The organism is Pedobacter punctiformis (assembly GCF_027213715.1).
Lineage (GTDB): Bacteria > Bacteroidota > Bacteroidia > Sphingobacteriales > Sphingobacteriaceae > Pedobacter > Pedobacter punctiformis.
Window position 1 is genome coordinate 26,354 of sequence record NZ_JAPWGM010000008.1, and the last position, 15,257, is coordinate 41,610.

The following is a 15,257-nucleotide window of genomic DNA, read 5'->3' on the forward strand; positions in this document are numbered from 1 at the left end:
GATTTTTTATATAAATGCAACTAGGTAACGATGTAAAAATATTACTAGAAATGTATTGGAAACAGCATAAACCGTATTTTTAATATTTAAAAATAACCTAACTATTATTAAGTATGATTAAAAGATTTACAGCAACTGCATTAGCCTTTGCCTTTTATATTTCTGCTTTTGCACAAGACACGCCAGATGCAGCCATTGTTCAAAAAATCAGAAAAGAAGGATTAGAAAATTCAAAAGCGATGGATATTGCTTTTAACTTAACAGATGTTAATGGTCCGCGTTTATCCAACTCTCCCGGTTTAAAGAGGGCACAGGAATGGGCAGTGAAACAATTAACAGAATGGGGACTAAAAAATGCTCATTTAGAAGAATGGGGTACCTTTGGTAAAGGCTGGCAGATTGATAAATATTATGCGGCAACTACGCTTCCTTATTACCATGCCATTATCGCGTCACCAAAAGCATGGACACCTGGCACCAACGGGCCAATTAAATCTGACGTTATATTAATTAAAGCAGACAGTGTTGCTGATTTAGCGAAGTACAAAGGCAAACTGGCCGGCAAAATTGTAATGCTGGATCAGGGCAATCCTTTACAAAGCGGGCTTAAACCTGATTTTGTTCGCTATGCAGATACGACCTTAACCAAAATGGCAGAGGCTAAACCACAGGCAGCCGGAGATCGTCAGCGATCTGGCAATGGCAATAATATGATGGCTCAAATGATGAAACTTCGTGAAATTAGAGCGGCCATTTCTACCATGCTAACCGAAGAAAAAGTAGGTTTAATTTTAACTTACGCACGTGGCGGACAAGGAACCCTGTTTACCAGCAACGGTGCCTCTTATGCTTTGGATGCTAAACCGGTTTCTCCGGAATTAGAAGTTTCAGCTGAAGATTATCTACACATACTGCGTTTATTACGTGCAGGCAAACCTGTAGAAATTGAAGCAGATGTTAAAACTTCTTTTTACGATCAGGATCCTAAAGGTTACAACGTAATTGCAGAAATACCCGGTACAGATAAAAAATTAAAAGATGAAGTCGTAATTATTGGCGGTCACTTTGATTCATGGCATGCCGCCACAGGTGCTACAGATAATGCAGCAGGTTCTACCGTAATGATGGAAGCCATGCGTATTTTAAAAGCCATAGATTTTAAACCAAAACGCACCATTCGAATTGCCCTTTGGAGTTCGGAGGAGCAGGGCTTATTCGGATCCAGAAATTATGTACTAAAACATTTTGGCGATCCTAAAACCATGGCTCTAACTCCTGATCAGAAAAAAGTATCTGCTTACTACAACTTAGATAACGGAACAGGAAAAATTCGTGGTATTTACTTACAGGGTAATGTTGCAGCCGGTCCGATTTTTCAGAGCTGGTTAGCACCCTTTAATGATTTAGGCGCTACAACCATAACGGCCAGCAATACGGGAGGTACCGATCACCAGGCTTTTGATGCTGTAGGTATTCCGGGGTTTCAATTTATTCAGGATCCGATGGATTATAATACAAGAACGCACCACAGCAACCAGGATACTTACGACAGGCTTATTGAAGATGATTTAAAACAAGCAGCTACAATTATTGCTTCGTTTGTTTATAATACTTCACAGCGTGAAGCTCAAATACCTAGAAAAGAATTGCCTGCTGCGCAGCCAGCAAGACCATAAGCTTCTTTTTTAACAGGATAAATGTCTGGCTAATAGTTTAGTCAGACATTTTTTTTGCATAAAAACTTGCAAAACTAAATAATTAGTTTTAGTTTTAGTCAGGGCAACGATATTCCCTATCCTTATTATTATACAATTATTATGGAAATTAAAGATTTAACTAAGGCTGAAGAGCAGATTATGCAGGTATTGTGGCAGTTGGAAAAAGCATTTGTTAAGGATGTAATTGATGAACTACCTATCCCCAAACCGGCTTACAATACGGTTTCAACAATTATCAGAATTTTAGAAACCAAAGGTTTTGTTGGTCATGAAGCGTTTGGCAAAGCGCATCAGTATCATCCGCTGATCAGTAAAGAAGAATACAAGCGGCATGCAACAGAAAAACTACTCGGAAATTATTTCGAAAACTCTGTAGAAAGCATGTTCTCTTTCTTTGTAAAAGAAGAAAAACTGGATTTAAGTGATGTGGATGAGATTTTAAAAATGATCAATAAAATTAAACATAGACCAAGATGAGTTTTGCCCACTACCTACTCCAGGTAAACTTATACTTAATTGTTTTTTACAGCTGTTACAAATTACTTTTAGATAAGGAAACCTACTTTACGTTAAACCGCATTTATCTGGTTGCTGCAGGCATTTTATCACTTTGTATACCATTTATAAGACTGGAGTGGTTAACAGAACAAAAAGCAGCCCAATCGGTTTATGCAACCGTAAAGTGGGATGCTGTTTTACAACAAGCAACAAATGTTACCGAAAATAAAACCGGCATTAACTGGGGAAATTTACTGGTTTATATTTATTGTGCGGGTATTGTGTTTTTTCTGGGCAGGTTAGTGTACAATTTATTCACTGTTAAAAAACTGCTTAAAACAGCAAAAGCAGGTTCTGCATTTTCCTTCTTTAGTCAAAAAGTTATTGATACAGAGCTTCCTGAAACAGCTATTATTGATATCCACGAAGAAGCCCATATTAAACAATGGCATACTGCAGACATTTTATTTTTTGAAATCCTGGGCATCATTGCCTGGATTAATCCGGTTATTTATCTTTATAAAAAGGCCATTAAAAATATTCACGAGTTTTTAGCAGACGAGCTGGCGGCAGAATTTCAGGGCGATAAAGCCGAATATGCCATGCTTATCCTAAGTAAATCCTTCGGAATATCTCCAAATGCACTTGCAAATGGTTTTTTTGATAAATCTTTAATCAAAAAAAGAATTTACATGCTTCACAAAGAGCCTTCAAAAAAAGCAGCGATTTTAAAATACGGTATCTTTATTCCGCTTTTTGCCATTTTCATTGTATTTTCTTCTGCAACGATTCGCAAGAATAAGCAGTTAATCTCCATTACCGATCAAATTCCAATGGAAAAGCCCATTGAAATGGTACAGGAAATTGTAAGCCAGCCTTTAGCAGGCAGTTCAGTAGTTTTAGCTGAGCATGTTAAAAATGCACCAGCGCCTCTGAGTGTTTCAGCTAAAAACCTGAAACATTCAAAGAATCTTACTGAACCGATTTTAATAGAAACGCCGCCTAAAAATGAAGAGAAAGACAATAAGATTTACGACTTTGTTTCTATCGATAAACAGCCAACGTTTCCGGGCGGAATCACTAAATTTTATGAGTATTTATCCAAATCTATAAAATACCCCAAAGCCGCTCAGGAAAATAATGTTAGTGGTAAAGTATTTTTAAGTTTCATAGTCGAAACCGATGGCAGCCTTAGTGATGTGGCCATTACCCGTGGTTTAGGTAGTGGCACTGATGAAGAAGCACTGCGTGTAATTGGGGGAAGTCCAAAGTGGAATCCCGGATATACTGGTGGTAAACCAGTTCGTGTAAAGTTTAATATCAATGTTAATTTTTCTTTAACCAACAGTATAGAATCCAAAAAAAGTAAATCTGAGTCTGCTTTTAAAGTGCCTAATTTGCTTTACAAAACAGATAAAGTAACGATTGGCCCTTCAGATTATAAGGGCATAGTGGTTTTGGATGGGGAAGTACAAACAGATAACTCCGTATTAAATAGTATAAATCCTCAAAACATAGCTTCCATTTCGGTACTTAAAGACCAATCGGCCGTTAGTATTTATGGATCTAAAGCCAGAGACGGTGCAATTGTGATCACCAGCAAGGCCACCATGGGAAATTTTTTATTTAGAAAGCTGGAAACCGTTGAACCAATTGGACGCTAACCCATTTAAATTAATATGAGAAAGTTAATGATGATTGCGGTATTCTTTACCGGTTTTGCTTTAAATAGCATGGCACAACAAACGGATTCTGTCAAAAAATTTAAAATTAATTTAAGAGAAGGACCATTATCAGATAATTTTAAACCATTAGTTATAATTGATGGCAACAAACAGTTTGTAAGAGGCACAAATTCACTGTTTAATATCGACCCGCAAAACATTGAAGCCATTAAAATTTGGAAAGATACAGCTGCCATAGCCAAATTTGGAGCAGAAGGACTTAATGGTGTTATCGAAATTAAAACGAAAAAGGAAATTAAGTCCGGTTATTCGGACCCGGAAAAGTCAATTTTCGTTCCGGATCCTAAAATCACTTCTGGTGCAATAGCTATTCCGGGAAATTTAAAAAGCAGAGAAAACACAAACTATCGCCGGTTTAATTCTCCTGTAAACTTTGAAAATAGTCCGTTATATATTGTTGATGGAATTGAAACTGAAAAAGCAGCGATTAAAAACATTAAACCAGACGATATAGAATCTATTAATGTTCTTAAGAATGGGGAGTCTGTACTTACCTATGGCGAAGGCGCAAAGAATGGAGTCGTAATCATTACCACCAAAAAAAGCAAAACACTCCTGAAAAGAACCAATTAAGTAAAAAACATAAAATTATAACAATGAGAAAGCTAATCATTTTAGCCCTACTGGGCATTACCATGTCTTTTAATTCTGCGAACGCACAAGTTAAAGGTAAAAAAGTGTATGATTTTGTATCTGTAGATAAGCAACCTTCTTATCCGGGCGGCATAAAACAGTTTTATCAATATCTGGGGCAGAATATCAAATACCCTGAAATTGCTAAAAAAAATAAAACCGAGGGCAAGGTATTTCTTGCCTTTATTGTAGAAAAAGATGGATCTTTATCGAATATACAGGTTATGCGAAGCCTTTCAAAGGAAACAGATGCAGAAGCGGTAAGGGTTTTTAAAGCCTCACCAAAATGGAACGCCGCATTGGTTAAAGGGCAACCTGTAAGAGTGAAGTACAACATTAATGTTAACTTTTCAAATCCAGGATAAAAAGCAAGCTAAAACCCTAAGCGCACAAAACCCCAGCTAAAATAGCCGGGGTTTTATGTTCTCTCTCCTGTCTCGGAGCACTAAATTTATTAAAACTTTAATTGATAAACAAATTTTGCCAAATAAAATTTTTAACAAAGCCTGAATTTAATATGCTTACATAGAATTATTCCGGTCAAAACGAATTATAATTTGTCTAAAATAACTTCACAACATTAATTTAGCCTTACTATATAATTTTTAAAAGCGCATAAAAAAACCCAAACTGCTTTCGCGATTTGGGTTTACAATTGAAGGCAATATTTTTAAACTTCTTCTTCTGAAATAAATTTTGCAGTTGCAAAATCACGGTTCATACGGGCGATGTTTTCCAATGAAATTCCTTTAGGGCATTCTGCTTCACAAGCTCCGGTGTTGGTACAGTTACCAAAACCTTCTGCATCCATCTGCGCAACCATGCTTTGTACACGACGATAACGCTCTGGCTGACCTTGTGGCAATAAAGCCAGCTGAGAAATCTTAGCAGATACAAATAACATGGCTGAAGCATTTTTACAAGTTGCAACACAAGCACCGCAACCAATACAGGCAGCAGCTTCGAAAGCAGCATCAGCTTGTTTTTTAGGGATTGGTAAATTGTTTGCATCCTGAGCATTACCTGTGTTTACCGAAATAAAACCACCAGCAGCAATAACCCTGTCAAATGCAGAACGATCTACAGTTAAATCTTTAACGACCGGAAATGCAGCAGCTCTCCATGGTTCTACCGTAATGGTATCGCCATCTTTAAAAGAACGCATGTGCAACTGGCAGGTTGTTACCAAATCTTTTGGTCCATGCGGACGGCCATTTATAAACATAGAACACATTCCGCAAATCCCTTCACGACAATCGTGATCGAAAACTACGGGTTCTTCACCTTTATTAATTAATTGCTCATTTAACACATCGAACATCTCTAAAAAAGACATGTCAGGTGAAATATCAGCAAGTTTATAGTCTACCAAAGCACCTTTGGTTTTGTTATTTTTTTGACGCCAAACTTTTAGCGTTAAGTTCATATTTCCTGTACTCATGATATTGAGATTTAAGTATCAAATATTAGTATCTGGTGGTGGTATTCATTGTCAAGACCGTTTGTAATCCTGACACTAAATACCTGAACCTTAATACTTAGGTATTGCTACTATTTATAACTTCTTTGTGCTACTTTAATATTTTCAAACTTCAACTCTTCTTTATGCAGTTCGAAGTTTACGCCTTCTTTAAATTCCCATGCGGCAACGTAAGCGTAGTTTTCATCATCACGTAATGCTTCGCCCTCTTCCGTTTGATATTCTTCACGGAAGTGACCACCACAGCTTTCGTTACGGTTTAATGCATCAATACACATTAATTCGCCCAGTTCGATAAAGTCCGCCACACGGCCTGCTTTTTCTAGTTCTGTGTTCAATTCATCAGAAGAACCTGGTACACGAACGTTACTCCAGAATTCTTCACGTAAAGCTCTGATTTCCTGAATTGCTTCATTTAAACCTTTTGCGTTACGGGCCATACCACATTTTTCCCACATGATGTGTCCTAAACGTTTATGGAAATGATCTACTGATTTTGTTCCTTTAATGTTGATCAGTTTGTCTAAAATACCTTTTGCTCTTTCTTCAGCCTCCACAAATGCAGGGTGATCCGTAGGAATCGCTTTTACCGAAATCTCTTTAGAAAGATAAGCACCAATAGTGTATGGAAGTACGAAATAACCATCAGCTAAACCTTGCATTAGCGCAGATGCACCTAAGCGGTTGGCACCATGATCTGAAAAGTTGGCCTCACCAGTACAATATAGACCCTGTACACTTGTCATTAAATTATAATCAACCCAAAGCCCGCCCATTGTATAGTGAACCGCCGGATAAATACGCATTGGTGTTTCGTAAGGATTTTCACCGGTAATCTGTGCATACATATCAAACAGGTTACCATATTTTTCCTTAATTACCTCTGTACCTAAACGCATGCAGGTTTCTTTATCAGGATTATGGTTACCCGCTTTAGAAGCTTCAATTTTACCATAACGTTCTGTATTGGCTTTAAAATCTAAATAAACCGCCAGTTTAGATGCACCTACACCATAACCTGCATCGCAACGCTCTTTGGCAGCTCTCGAAGCCACATCACGCGGAACAAGGTTACCAAAAGCAGGGTAACGACGCTCTAAATAATAATCTCTTTCATCTTCAGGAATTTCTGAAGCTTTGCGGGTATCATCTTTCTTTTTAGGAACCCAGATACGTCCATCGTTACGCAACGACTCAGACATCAGGGTTAATTTAGACTGGTGATCTCCTGAAACCGGAATACAGGTTGGGTGAATTTGAGTATAGCAGGGATTTGCAAAATAAGCACCTTGTTTGTGTGCTTTCCATGCTGCAGTTACGTTACTTCCCATTGCATTGGTAGAAAGATAAAATACGTTTCCGTAACCACCTGTTCCTAATACGACTGCATGGCCGAAGTGACGCTCGATTTCGCCTGTAATTAAGTTACGGGCAATAATACCACGGGCTTTACCATCGATTTTAACAACTTCAAGCATTTCGTGGCGGGTAAACATTTCTACTTTACCCATACCAATCTGACGCTCTAAAGCAGAGTATGCACCTAATAATAACTGTTGACCGGTTTGACCTGCCGCATAAAAAGTACGCTGAACTTGTGTACCCCCGAATGAACGGTTATCCAGCAAGCCTCCGTATTCGCGGGCTAAAGGCACACCTTGCGCCACACACTGATCTATAATGTTGGCACTTACTTCGGCTAAACGATGCACATTGGCTTCGCGGGCACGGTAATCGCCTCCTTTAATGGTATCGTAAAATAAGCGATAAGTACTATCGCCATCGTTCTGATAGTTTTTTGCCGCGTTAATACCACCCTGAGCTGCAATAGAGTGCGCTCTGCGGGGTGAATCCTGGAAACAAAAACATTTAACTTTATAACCCATTTCGGCTAAGGTTGCCGCTGCCGAAGCACCTGCTAAACCAGAACCTACAATAATTACTTCTATACTTCTTTTATTCGATGGATTAACCAACGGCACAGAAGACTTAAATTTAGTCCATTTACTGGTTAATTCGCCTTCTGGAATATTTGAATTCAAATCTGACATATCTTTCGTGCTAAAATTATTTAATTAAACCAAAGTGGACTGCGATTGGCATAGCTGCAAAAAGCACTGATATAATAATAGAATACCAAACGCCTGCACCTTTAATTATACCGTTATATTTTGTGTGGTTCCAACCTAAAGTTTGGAATGCCGAAGCGAAACCATGTAATAAGTGATAACATAAAGAAATCATTGCTAAGGTATAAAGCAACACAATTAAAGGGTTTTTAAAAGTTTCACGCATTACTGCATACAAATCTTCATGTCCGTTTGCATCCACCGTAGGAATTCCTGTAAAACGGGAAACTACCCAGAAGTTAGATAAGTGAACAATTAAGAAAATCAGCAATAAAGTACCAAGCAAGCCCATTGAGCGGCTATACCACTTACTGTTTGCTTTACCATTGTTTACCGCATATTTAACTGGCCGTGCTTTTTGGTTTTGTAATGTTAACCTTAACGCCTGAAAAATATGCGCAAGCAAACCAATAAACAACACTATTTCGCCTGCCCGGATAATCCAGTTGGAGGCCATAAAGTGTGCGCCAATGTTAAAAGTTAAACCACCATCGTTAAAAAAGATTAACGCATTGATGAAACAATGTACTACCAAGAAAAGTACCAGGAATAAACCTGTAATACCCATGATGAATTTCTTCCCGATTGAGGATGAAAGAGCATTTCCGAAACCACTCATTTGATTAGGATTTTATAACTATTTTCTGCAAAAGTATCTAATTATAGTTTTAATTTATAAAGCATTATGACAAAACAGCGATAAAGTATTTATTTAGAAACATTCTAAGCCCTGTTTAAGAAAAACAGAAATCGTATTCAGGACTTTCTATAGCCAAAATTTCATTTTTTATCTAAAATTTATATTTTTAAGGTAATTAACAATCGCTCTGTCTTTTGGTTAAACCCTTCCCTTAATTTTTAATATCCCAAAACACTATAATTCAATTCTTATAAACCATGGCGTTGTTGTATTGATTTGCTTTTTCAGATTGTAAAAGCAAGAGATATTGAAAATAAACGGAGCTCAAATAAATAAAATGTAATACAAAATGGATTTCAAAACTTTTTTAATGCTTTTTTTAGTTGTAATGTTATTTGCTGGTTTGTTTTTTATATACAAATCGGTAAAAGGGTGGGACAGAGATTACATTCCTAAAAAAATGAAAACCAAGATAATTAGGCAGATTCTAGGTTATAATGGCTCAAGGTTGCTGATGGGGACAATAGGGGTTTTATTTTTAATCCTTCCACTTTATACTTTTTCAGATAAATTTCTGGGAATTCATTTAAACAAAAGAATAACGGATAAACAAGATTTTATAGTTTTATCCTCAAAGGCTGATCCGGTTAAAACACCAGAATCTATTACAACTCCTTCGGGAGAAAGAACAGGAACATTATCTGTTATGGCTGATCACATAAATTATAGTAGTGAAAAGGTTCTAAACAGTTATTATAAAATCGTTTTAAAGGATAATTATTTAGAGGAATTACCTCCTTTCGTATGGAAACTTAAAAACCTGGAAGAAATTGATTTAGAAAATAATGACCTGAAAGATTTACCGGTAGAAAAACTTTTAGAACTAAAAAACCTAAAAAAACTTAATTTAAAGAACAATCCGTTATCAAAAGAAAGTTCTGAAAAATTAAAATCCTTAAATAAAATTGAAATATCCAAATAGAAATAATAAAATTACATTGGGTTAATTGCCTTTGTATGCAGGCTAAAGTTTAGATTTTAATGAACAATAAAAAATAAGTATGGGACTTTTTGACAAATTCTTTGGAGATAAAAAACAACCTGAAAAGGAAAATCCGATTCAATATACAGAAGACTGGGATACCTATTTTACAAATGTAGATCATCAGCTTGGATCTATAATGGTTGATTTGGGTATAAGAAAAATAGCTCCGGTTGCTGAAAAACCTGTGCTGATCTGGGTTTCAGTTAAAATGAATGATCCGAGAGCAGATGGTTTGTCATCAAACGAGGAGAGTGAAAAGCTTTATGAAATTGAAGATCATTTGACAGGACAGCTAAAAAATAAATTCGACAGCATATATATTGGCCGGCTGACTTCTAATGGAAGCCGTGATTTATATTTCTATTTCGACAATCAATTTTTATACGATAAAACTATTGCAGATGTAATGATCAACTACCCGAATTATGAGTATGATTTTGGGACAAAAGAAGATCCGCACTGGTCTGTTTACCTGGATTTTTTATATCCGCTTCCTGCGCAATTACAAACCATGCACAACCGAAAGGTATTAATGAATCTGGAAAGCCATGGTGATGATCATCATAAACCCAGACAGGTAGATCATTATTTATATTTTAATACAGAAGATGACCGCGAAAATTTTGTTGCCAGTATTGAAGACAGTGGGTTTACGGTTAGAAATAAAGATACCAAAGCGGATGGCGACTATCGGTATATGCTGCATTTAACCATTCTTGATCCGGTAGATTATGACAGTATAAATGAGCGCACCATAAACTTAGCAGAAAGTGCTGCAAATTTTAATGGCACATACGATGGTTGGGGATGCCCGATTGTTAAATAGTTTAAACGGAATTTTAAGGCATAAAAAAAGTCCCGGTTTGCACCGGGACTTTTTACGATTTATGTGTTGAGTTTTATTAAGCTACTTTAACATTTACCGCGTTTAGGCCTTTTCTTCCTTCTTCTACGTCGTAGGTTACAGAATCATTCTCGCGAATGTTATCGATTAAGCCTGAAGCATGAACAAAAATTTCGGCATCGCCATTTGAAGGTGTGATAAATCCGAAACCTTTAGTTTCATTAAAAAATTTTACTGTTCCTTGTTGCATTGTATTCTATTTAATTTTGACAAAGATACTGTTAAATCCCTATAAATCAATTTTTTATTTTTTAAAGTAAATTTTAGGCTAAATATATTGATTGATTGTCTGTTAGGGCTATTTTATCGAGCAGATATTTCATATTATCTATCCGATTTTATCAGTAAAGCACCTTCAAAATAAGTGTTGCCCTCTGTATTTCTGCTTAAAAACAGCCATAATCAGCATACAAAATAGAGTGTACACATTAATGGTAAACCAATTCGTTTATTTTTTCATAGTTTATAATCATATCGGCATTTATTTTTACCATAAAAGTTTCACCATTGTGGTTCGTGTCATAACTCAGCATCAATAAATCACCTATAACCTCATGTAAAATAAGTTTCGGGTTCACGTACGTAATGGAAACCACATGTCCGGCTTTATTCAGCAAGTCCGAAGCATAAATATGAAGTTCCGCCAACTCAAATAATATGGGTTTATTATCGGTATCGCTTAGCACAGGCATTTCTTTATCCAAAGCCTCAATGGTATTTATAACTGCATAATTAAGTTTTTGGTGTAAAGAATTTGCTTTTTCATTTGCCGCACACATTTCACTAAACGTATGTAAGCTTTGACCATAACTATATGCTTTAGATTTCTTTTGAAACTCTTTATAGCTATCATGATAAATTCTTCTTTCAAAATCTGTTTTACACATAAAATTGAAATATTGTTTAGAGCTGATGTTGATTTGAGCTAAAGCCATATAATTTGGTTTTTATTGCTGATTCAAATTAGGTAACAATTAAAAAAGATATAATTAAGCATCGGTAAACATTGACTATCAGTCGATCAACAACAAAACTAAATCCTTAACATGAAAAATACATGAACATGTTTAATGCTATAGATGTTATTTTTTTAAAACAGTTTAAAATGGTGGGCGTTAATTAATTAACAAAACATTTATAATTAATTATATAATGATATGGAACAACGAAATCATAAGGCATTAATTCAAACCCTTTTGGATTGTGCGCTGGCTTGTGAGTATTGTGCCTCATCCTGTCTTGAAGAGGGACACGTTAAAATGATGGTAAAATGTATAAAGCTTGACCGCGATTGTGCTGATTTATGTGTGCAGGCAGCACGTTTATTGCAAAGAGATTCTGTAATCGCCCATCAATATTTATTATTATGTGAGGAGGTTTGTCGCTTATGTGCTGAAGAATGTGTTAAACACCATCATGAACATTGCCAGGCTTGCGCTAAAGCATGCAGAACCTGTGCCGACGCTTGTCATAAAAATCATGAACCGATTTATCAGGATTAGCCTTCACATAAAAAATGCCTCCAAAATTTGGAGGCATTTTTCTTAATCTTTTATTACTGGGCGGGGAAACTGAAATTAAACGTTCCTTCCGGACTCACACCCGACATATAAATCATGTTGTTTCTGGTTTGAGGCAAAGCTTTTTGAACATCGGTTACACTATTAACAGCTTGTCCATTTACTTTGGTAATAATTAAGCCTTTTTCTACACCAATATTATCAAAAGCTTTTCCGGTAACCACTGATGTTACAACAACACCGTTATCAATACCATACTTAGATTTTTGGGCCGCAGTGGCTGGGGCAAAACTAGCACCTAATTTTGAAACTTCTACTGTTTTTGGTGCGTTGCTGGCTAAAACACCTGCATTGGGCTCGCCTTTTAAAGTTACGGTAAAATCTTTTAAAGATCCATCTCTCAATACACTCAACTTCACTTTATCTCCAGGGTTTAAGCGACCAATTCTTTCCTGTAAATCCGGTGAATCATTAATAACCACACCATCCACTTTCTTAATTACATCACCTTGTTTTAAACCTGCTGCTGCTGCGCCACCGCCGGCAACCACATCATTAACATATAATCCACTTACTTCACTGGTTTTAATTTCCGAAGAATTATCAGCACTCAATGGTACAAAGTTAACGCCAATGTAACCACGTTTAACAGAGCCGTATTTCATAAAATCATCTACAATTTTACGGGCAAGGTTAATTGGAATTGCAAAACCATAACCCTGATTATAACCACTTTGCGATGCAATTGCAGAGTTAATACCAATTAATTCACCACTGGCATTTACTAAAGCACCACCACTGTTTCCCGGGTTAATTGCAGCATCTGTTTGAATAAAAGATTCAATACTCGTATTTGCCGGACGATCTGGTCTTTTTCCGGTACGCTGATATTCGCGGTATTCTTCTTCAGTAATTTCATTTCCTTGTTGCTCACGACCGATAATACCAATGCTTCGATTTTTTGCACTTACAATACCAGCAGTAACTGTAGTATTCAAATCAAGCGGGAAACCTACGGCTAAAACCCACTCACCAACCTGAACATTATCAGAGTTACCCATTTTTACAACGGGTAAACCAGTTTCATTAACTTTAATCAAAGCTAAATCAGTATTCGGATCACGGCCAATCACTTTAGCTTCAACCTTTCTTCTGTCCGTTAAAATTACTTCTACCTTTTCAGCGTTATCCACCACGTGATTATTGGTAATGATGTAACCATCCTGGCTAATAATTACCCCCGAACCTGATGCTGCAGATGGTTGACGCTGCATTTGACGGCCACCGCCACCGAAGAAGTCATCAAACATATCAAAAGGAGAAGATTGCGATTTCTTATTTGATGCTGCATAAGTTGTTTTAATGTGCACAACACCCGGTGCAACCGCAGCAGATGCCTGTACAAAATCAACTTCACCTGATGAAGAAACTTTAAGTGGATTATTGGCAAAGTATAATTGTTGTTTTTCTGAAATTGTACCGCCAGATTGGTTACGCTCAAAGAGCTTGTAACCACCTATAGCAGCTGCACCACCTATAAATGCAGCCAATACTGTGATTCCTAATATTTTTTTCATGTGTTAAAAATTTTTACTTCGTAAGGTTGCAAGAGCATCAGATTAATCTTTGTTTAAGCAGAGATGCCCAAGCAGTATTTATCTGCTTAAAATTTTTCTTTCGTAAATTTATTCAAATTTAATACCATATAAACGATATTTGTATACTAAAAGCGTTGGTTCTTTGTTAAAAAATGTTAAATCAAACAACTCAATAACAAAGAGGCCTTTCGCAACTCAAATATTAAATTTAAAAATGAAGCTTTCATGAAAATTAATTTTTATAAATATCAAGGTGCCGGCAATGATTTTATTTTAATCGACCACAGGGTAAGCCCTGTTAAAAACATTGATTACGAGCTCGTTGCACAACTTTGCCACCGTCGTTTTGGTATTGGTGCGGATGGATTGATGTTTTTGCAAAGCCATAAAGATTATGATTTTGAGATGCTTTATTTTAATGCAGATGGTAAACCCGGAACCATGTGTGGCAATGGAGGCCGGTGTATTGTAGCTTTTGCCAAGCATCTGGGAATCATTGACAAAGAGACAGATTTTTTAGCTGTTGACGGGCCGCATCATGCCAGAATTTCAGAAAGTGGCGAATGGATCGATCTGCAAATGATTGATGTAAATACCATTAATACAGATGGAAATGCCTTTGTTTTAAATACTGGATCGCCTCATTATGTTGCCCTGAAAGAAGATTTGCAAAATCTCGATGTTTTTAATGAGGGGAAAAGCATTCGTTATAATGAAACTTACAAAACTGAAGGAATTAACGTCAATTTTGTGGAGGATAAGGGTGACCATTTGTTTGTGCGCACCTACGAACGTGGCGTTGAAGATGAAACCTATGCTTGCGGCACCGGAGTAACCGCGGTAGCCATGGCCATTGCAAATTATAAAAACCAAACCGGCCATATTAAAACAGACATTAAGGTTTTAGGGGGTGATATTAAAATAGAATTTGATTACGATGGGAAATCATTTACCAACGTATTTCTGTGCGGACCTGCAAAACTGGTTTTCGAAGGAGACGTTAGCAATGTACCCTTATAAACTTTAATTGCCCCTGTCTTACCTTTTAAAGGTATTAAACCGAAGTCTTGAAATCCGACAGTAATAGTCCATTTTAAGGACATTAATCAATGTATAAAAAGGCTGTTTTAACAACCCTTTAACATCTGTCGCAATTTATTTACACATAAAGCCCTGGAAGACATACATGGCTAATACACTTAAAATCAGTACATTTATATTGATTTTAAGTCATTTTAAATTCAAAAATAAATCAATCGATTGATTAAATGACAGAATTTCGACAGATTTATATTTTTTCAGGCTCTATTTTTGGGCCTTTATTGCGGAAATTCAAAACCCTGTTTT

The 15,257-nt window shown here is 36.5% G+C and carries 15 protein-coding genes; 9 read left to right on the plus strand and 6 right to left on the minus strand.

The features are described 5' to 3' along the window. Positions 1-113 precede the first annotated feature (113 nt). From O0955_RS17860 to O0955_RS17880, 5 genes are all read left to right on the plus strand, one after another. Positions 114-1,676 carry a M28 family metallopeptidase gene (locus O0955_RS17860; RefSeq protein WP_269428926.1) on the plus strand — a complete coding sequence of 521 codons (1,563 nt, stop codon included), beginning with the start codon at positions 114-116 and terminating at the stop codon, positions 1,674-1,676. Between the two features lie 141 nt (positions 1,677-1,817). Continuing rightward, entirely contained in the window at positions 1,818-2,195 is a 378-nt protein-coding gene (locus tag O0955_RS17865) for a BlaI/MecI/CopY family transcriptional regulator (RefSeq protein WP_269428927.1), read from the plus strand. Continuing rightward, complete coding sequence (locus O0955_RS17870; RefSeq protein ID WP_269428928.1) at positions 2,192-3,880, plus strand: TonB family protein; 1,689 nt, start codon at positions 2,192-2,194, stop codon at positions 3,878-3,880. Before O0955_RS17865 ends, O0955_RS17870 begins: the two co-directional genes overlap by 4 nt. A 15-nt stretch (positions 3,881-3,895) precedes the next feature. Further along, positions 3,896-4,534 (plus strand): TonB-dependent receptor plug domain-containing protein, encoded by a 639-nt coding sequence (locus O0955_RS17875; protein ID WP_269428929.1) that lies wholly within the window; start codon positions 3,896-3,898, stop codon positions 4,532-4,534. Positions 4,535-4,557: 23 nt separating this feature from the next. Then, positions 4,558-4,959: an energy transducer TonB gene (locus O0955_RS17880; RefSeq protein ID WP_269428930.1), complete on the plus strand. Its 402-nt coding sequence runs from the start codon at positions 4,558-4,560 to the stop codon at positions 4,957-4,959. A 305-nt stretch (positions 4,960-5,264) separates the two neighbouring features. Here the strand turns inward: O0955_RS17880 and O0955_RS17885 are convergent, their stop codons facing one another. From O0955_RS17885 to O0955_RS17895, 3 genes are all read right to left on the minus strand, one after another. Continuing rightward, the gene (locus O0955_RS17885) at positions 5,265-6,035 is read right to left on the minus strand and encodes a succinate dehydrogenase/fumarate reductase iron-sulfur subunit (protein WP_269428931.1); all 771 of its coding nucleotides are present in this window, start codon (positions 6,033-6,035) and stop codon (positions 5,265-5,267) included. Between the two features lie 110 nt (positions 6,036-6,145). Then, positions 6,146-8,125, minus strand: coding sequence for a fumarate reductase/succinate dehydrogenase flavoprotein subunit (locus O0955_RS17890; protein WP_269428932.1), 1,980 nt, complete (start codon positions 8,123-8,125; stop codon positions 6,146-6,148). Between the two features lie 16 nt (positions 8,126-8,141). After that, on the minus strand, positions 8,142-8,822 hold the full coding sequence (locus O0955_RS17895) for a succinate dehydrogenase cytochrome b subunit (RefSeq protein ID WP_269428933.1): 681 nt from the start codon (positions 8,820-8,822) through the stop codon (positions 8,142-8,144). Positions 8,823-9,192: 370 nt separating this feature from the next. Here O0955_RS17895 and O0955_RS17900 point away from each other — a divergent pair, with 370 nt between their 5' ends. Then, the gene (locus O0955_RS17900) at positions 9,193-9,825 is read left to right on the plus strand and encodes a hypothetical protein (protein ID WP_269428934.1); all 633 of its coding nucleotides are present in this window, start codon (positions 9,193-9,195) and stop codon (positions 9,823-9,825) included. Between the two features lie 79 nt (positions 9,826-9,904). Continuing rightward, on the plus strand, positions 9,905-10,714 hold the full coding sequence (locus tag O0955_RS17905) for a DUF695 domain-containing protein (protein ID WP_269428935.1): 810 nt from the start codon (positions 9,905-9,907) through the stop codon (positions 10,712-10,714). Positions 10,715-10,790: 76 nt separating this feature from the next. Here O0955_RS17905 and O0955_RS17910 read toward each other — a convergent pair whose 3' ends face one another. Together O0955_RS17910 and O0955_RS17915 are read right to left on the minus strand one after the other, a co-directional pair. Continuing rightward, positions 10,791-10,982, minus strand: a complete 192-nt coding sequence (locus tag O0955_RS17910) for a cold-shock protein (protein WP_121952386.1) — start codon at positions 10,980-10,982, stop codon at positions 10,791-10,793. 238 nt (positions 10,983-11,220) lie between these two features. Then, positions 11,221-11,727 (minus strand): hypothetical protein, encoded by a 507-nt coding sequence (locus tag O0955_RS17915; protein WP_269428936.1) that lies wholly within the window; start codon positions 11,725-11,727, stop codon positions 11,221-11,223. A 222-nt stretch (positions 11,728-11,949) separates the two neighbouring features. Between O0955_RS17915 and O0955_RS17920 the strand changes: the two genes are divergently transcribed. After that, positions 11,950-12,294, plus strand: coding sequence for a four-helix bundle copper-binding protein (locus O0955_RS17920; RefSeq protein WP_269428937.1), 345 nt, complete (start codon positions 11,950-11,952; stop codon positions 12,292-12,294). Positions 12,295-12,347: 53 nt separating this feature from the next. Here O0955_RS17920 and O0955_RS17925 read toward each other — a convergent pair whose 3' ends face one another. Further along, positions 12,348-13,889, minus strand: a complete 1,542-nt coding sequence (locus O0955_RS17925) for a trypsin-like peptidase domain-containing protein (RefSeq protein WP_269428938.1) — start codon at positions 13,887-13,889, stop codon at positions 12,348-12,350. 246 nt (positions 13,890-14,135) lie between these two features. On the opposite strand from O0955_RS17925, the gene dapF reads away from it, so the two are divergent. Beyond that, positions 14,136-14,930 (plus strand): diaminopimelate epimerase, encoded by a 795-nt coding sequence (gene dapF / locus O0955_RS17930; RefSeq protein ID WP_269428939.1) that lies wholly within the window; start codon positions 14,136-14,138, stop codon positions 14,928-14,930. The last annotated feature ends 327 nt before the right edge of the window (positions 14,931-15,257 follow it).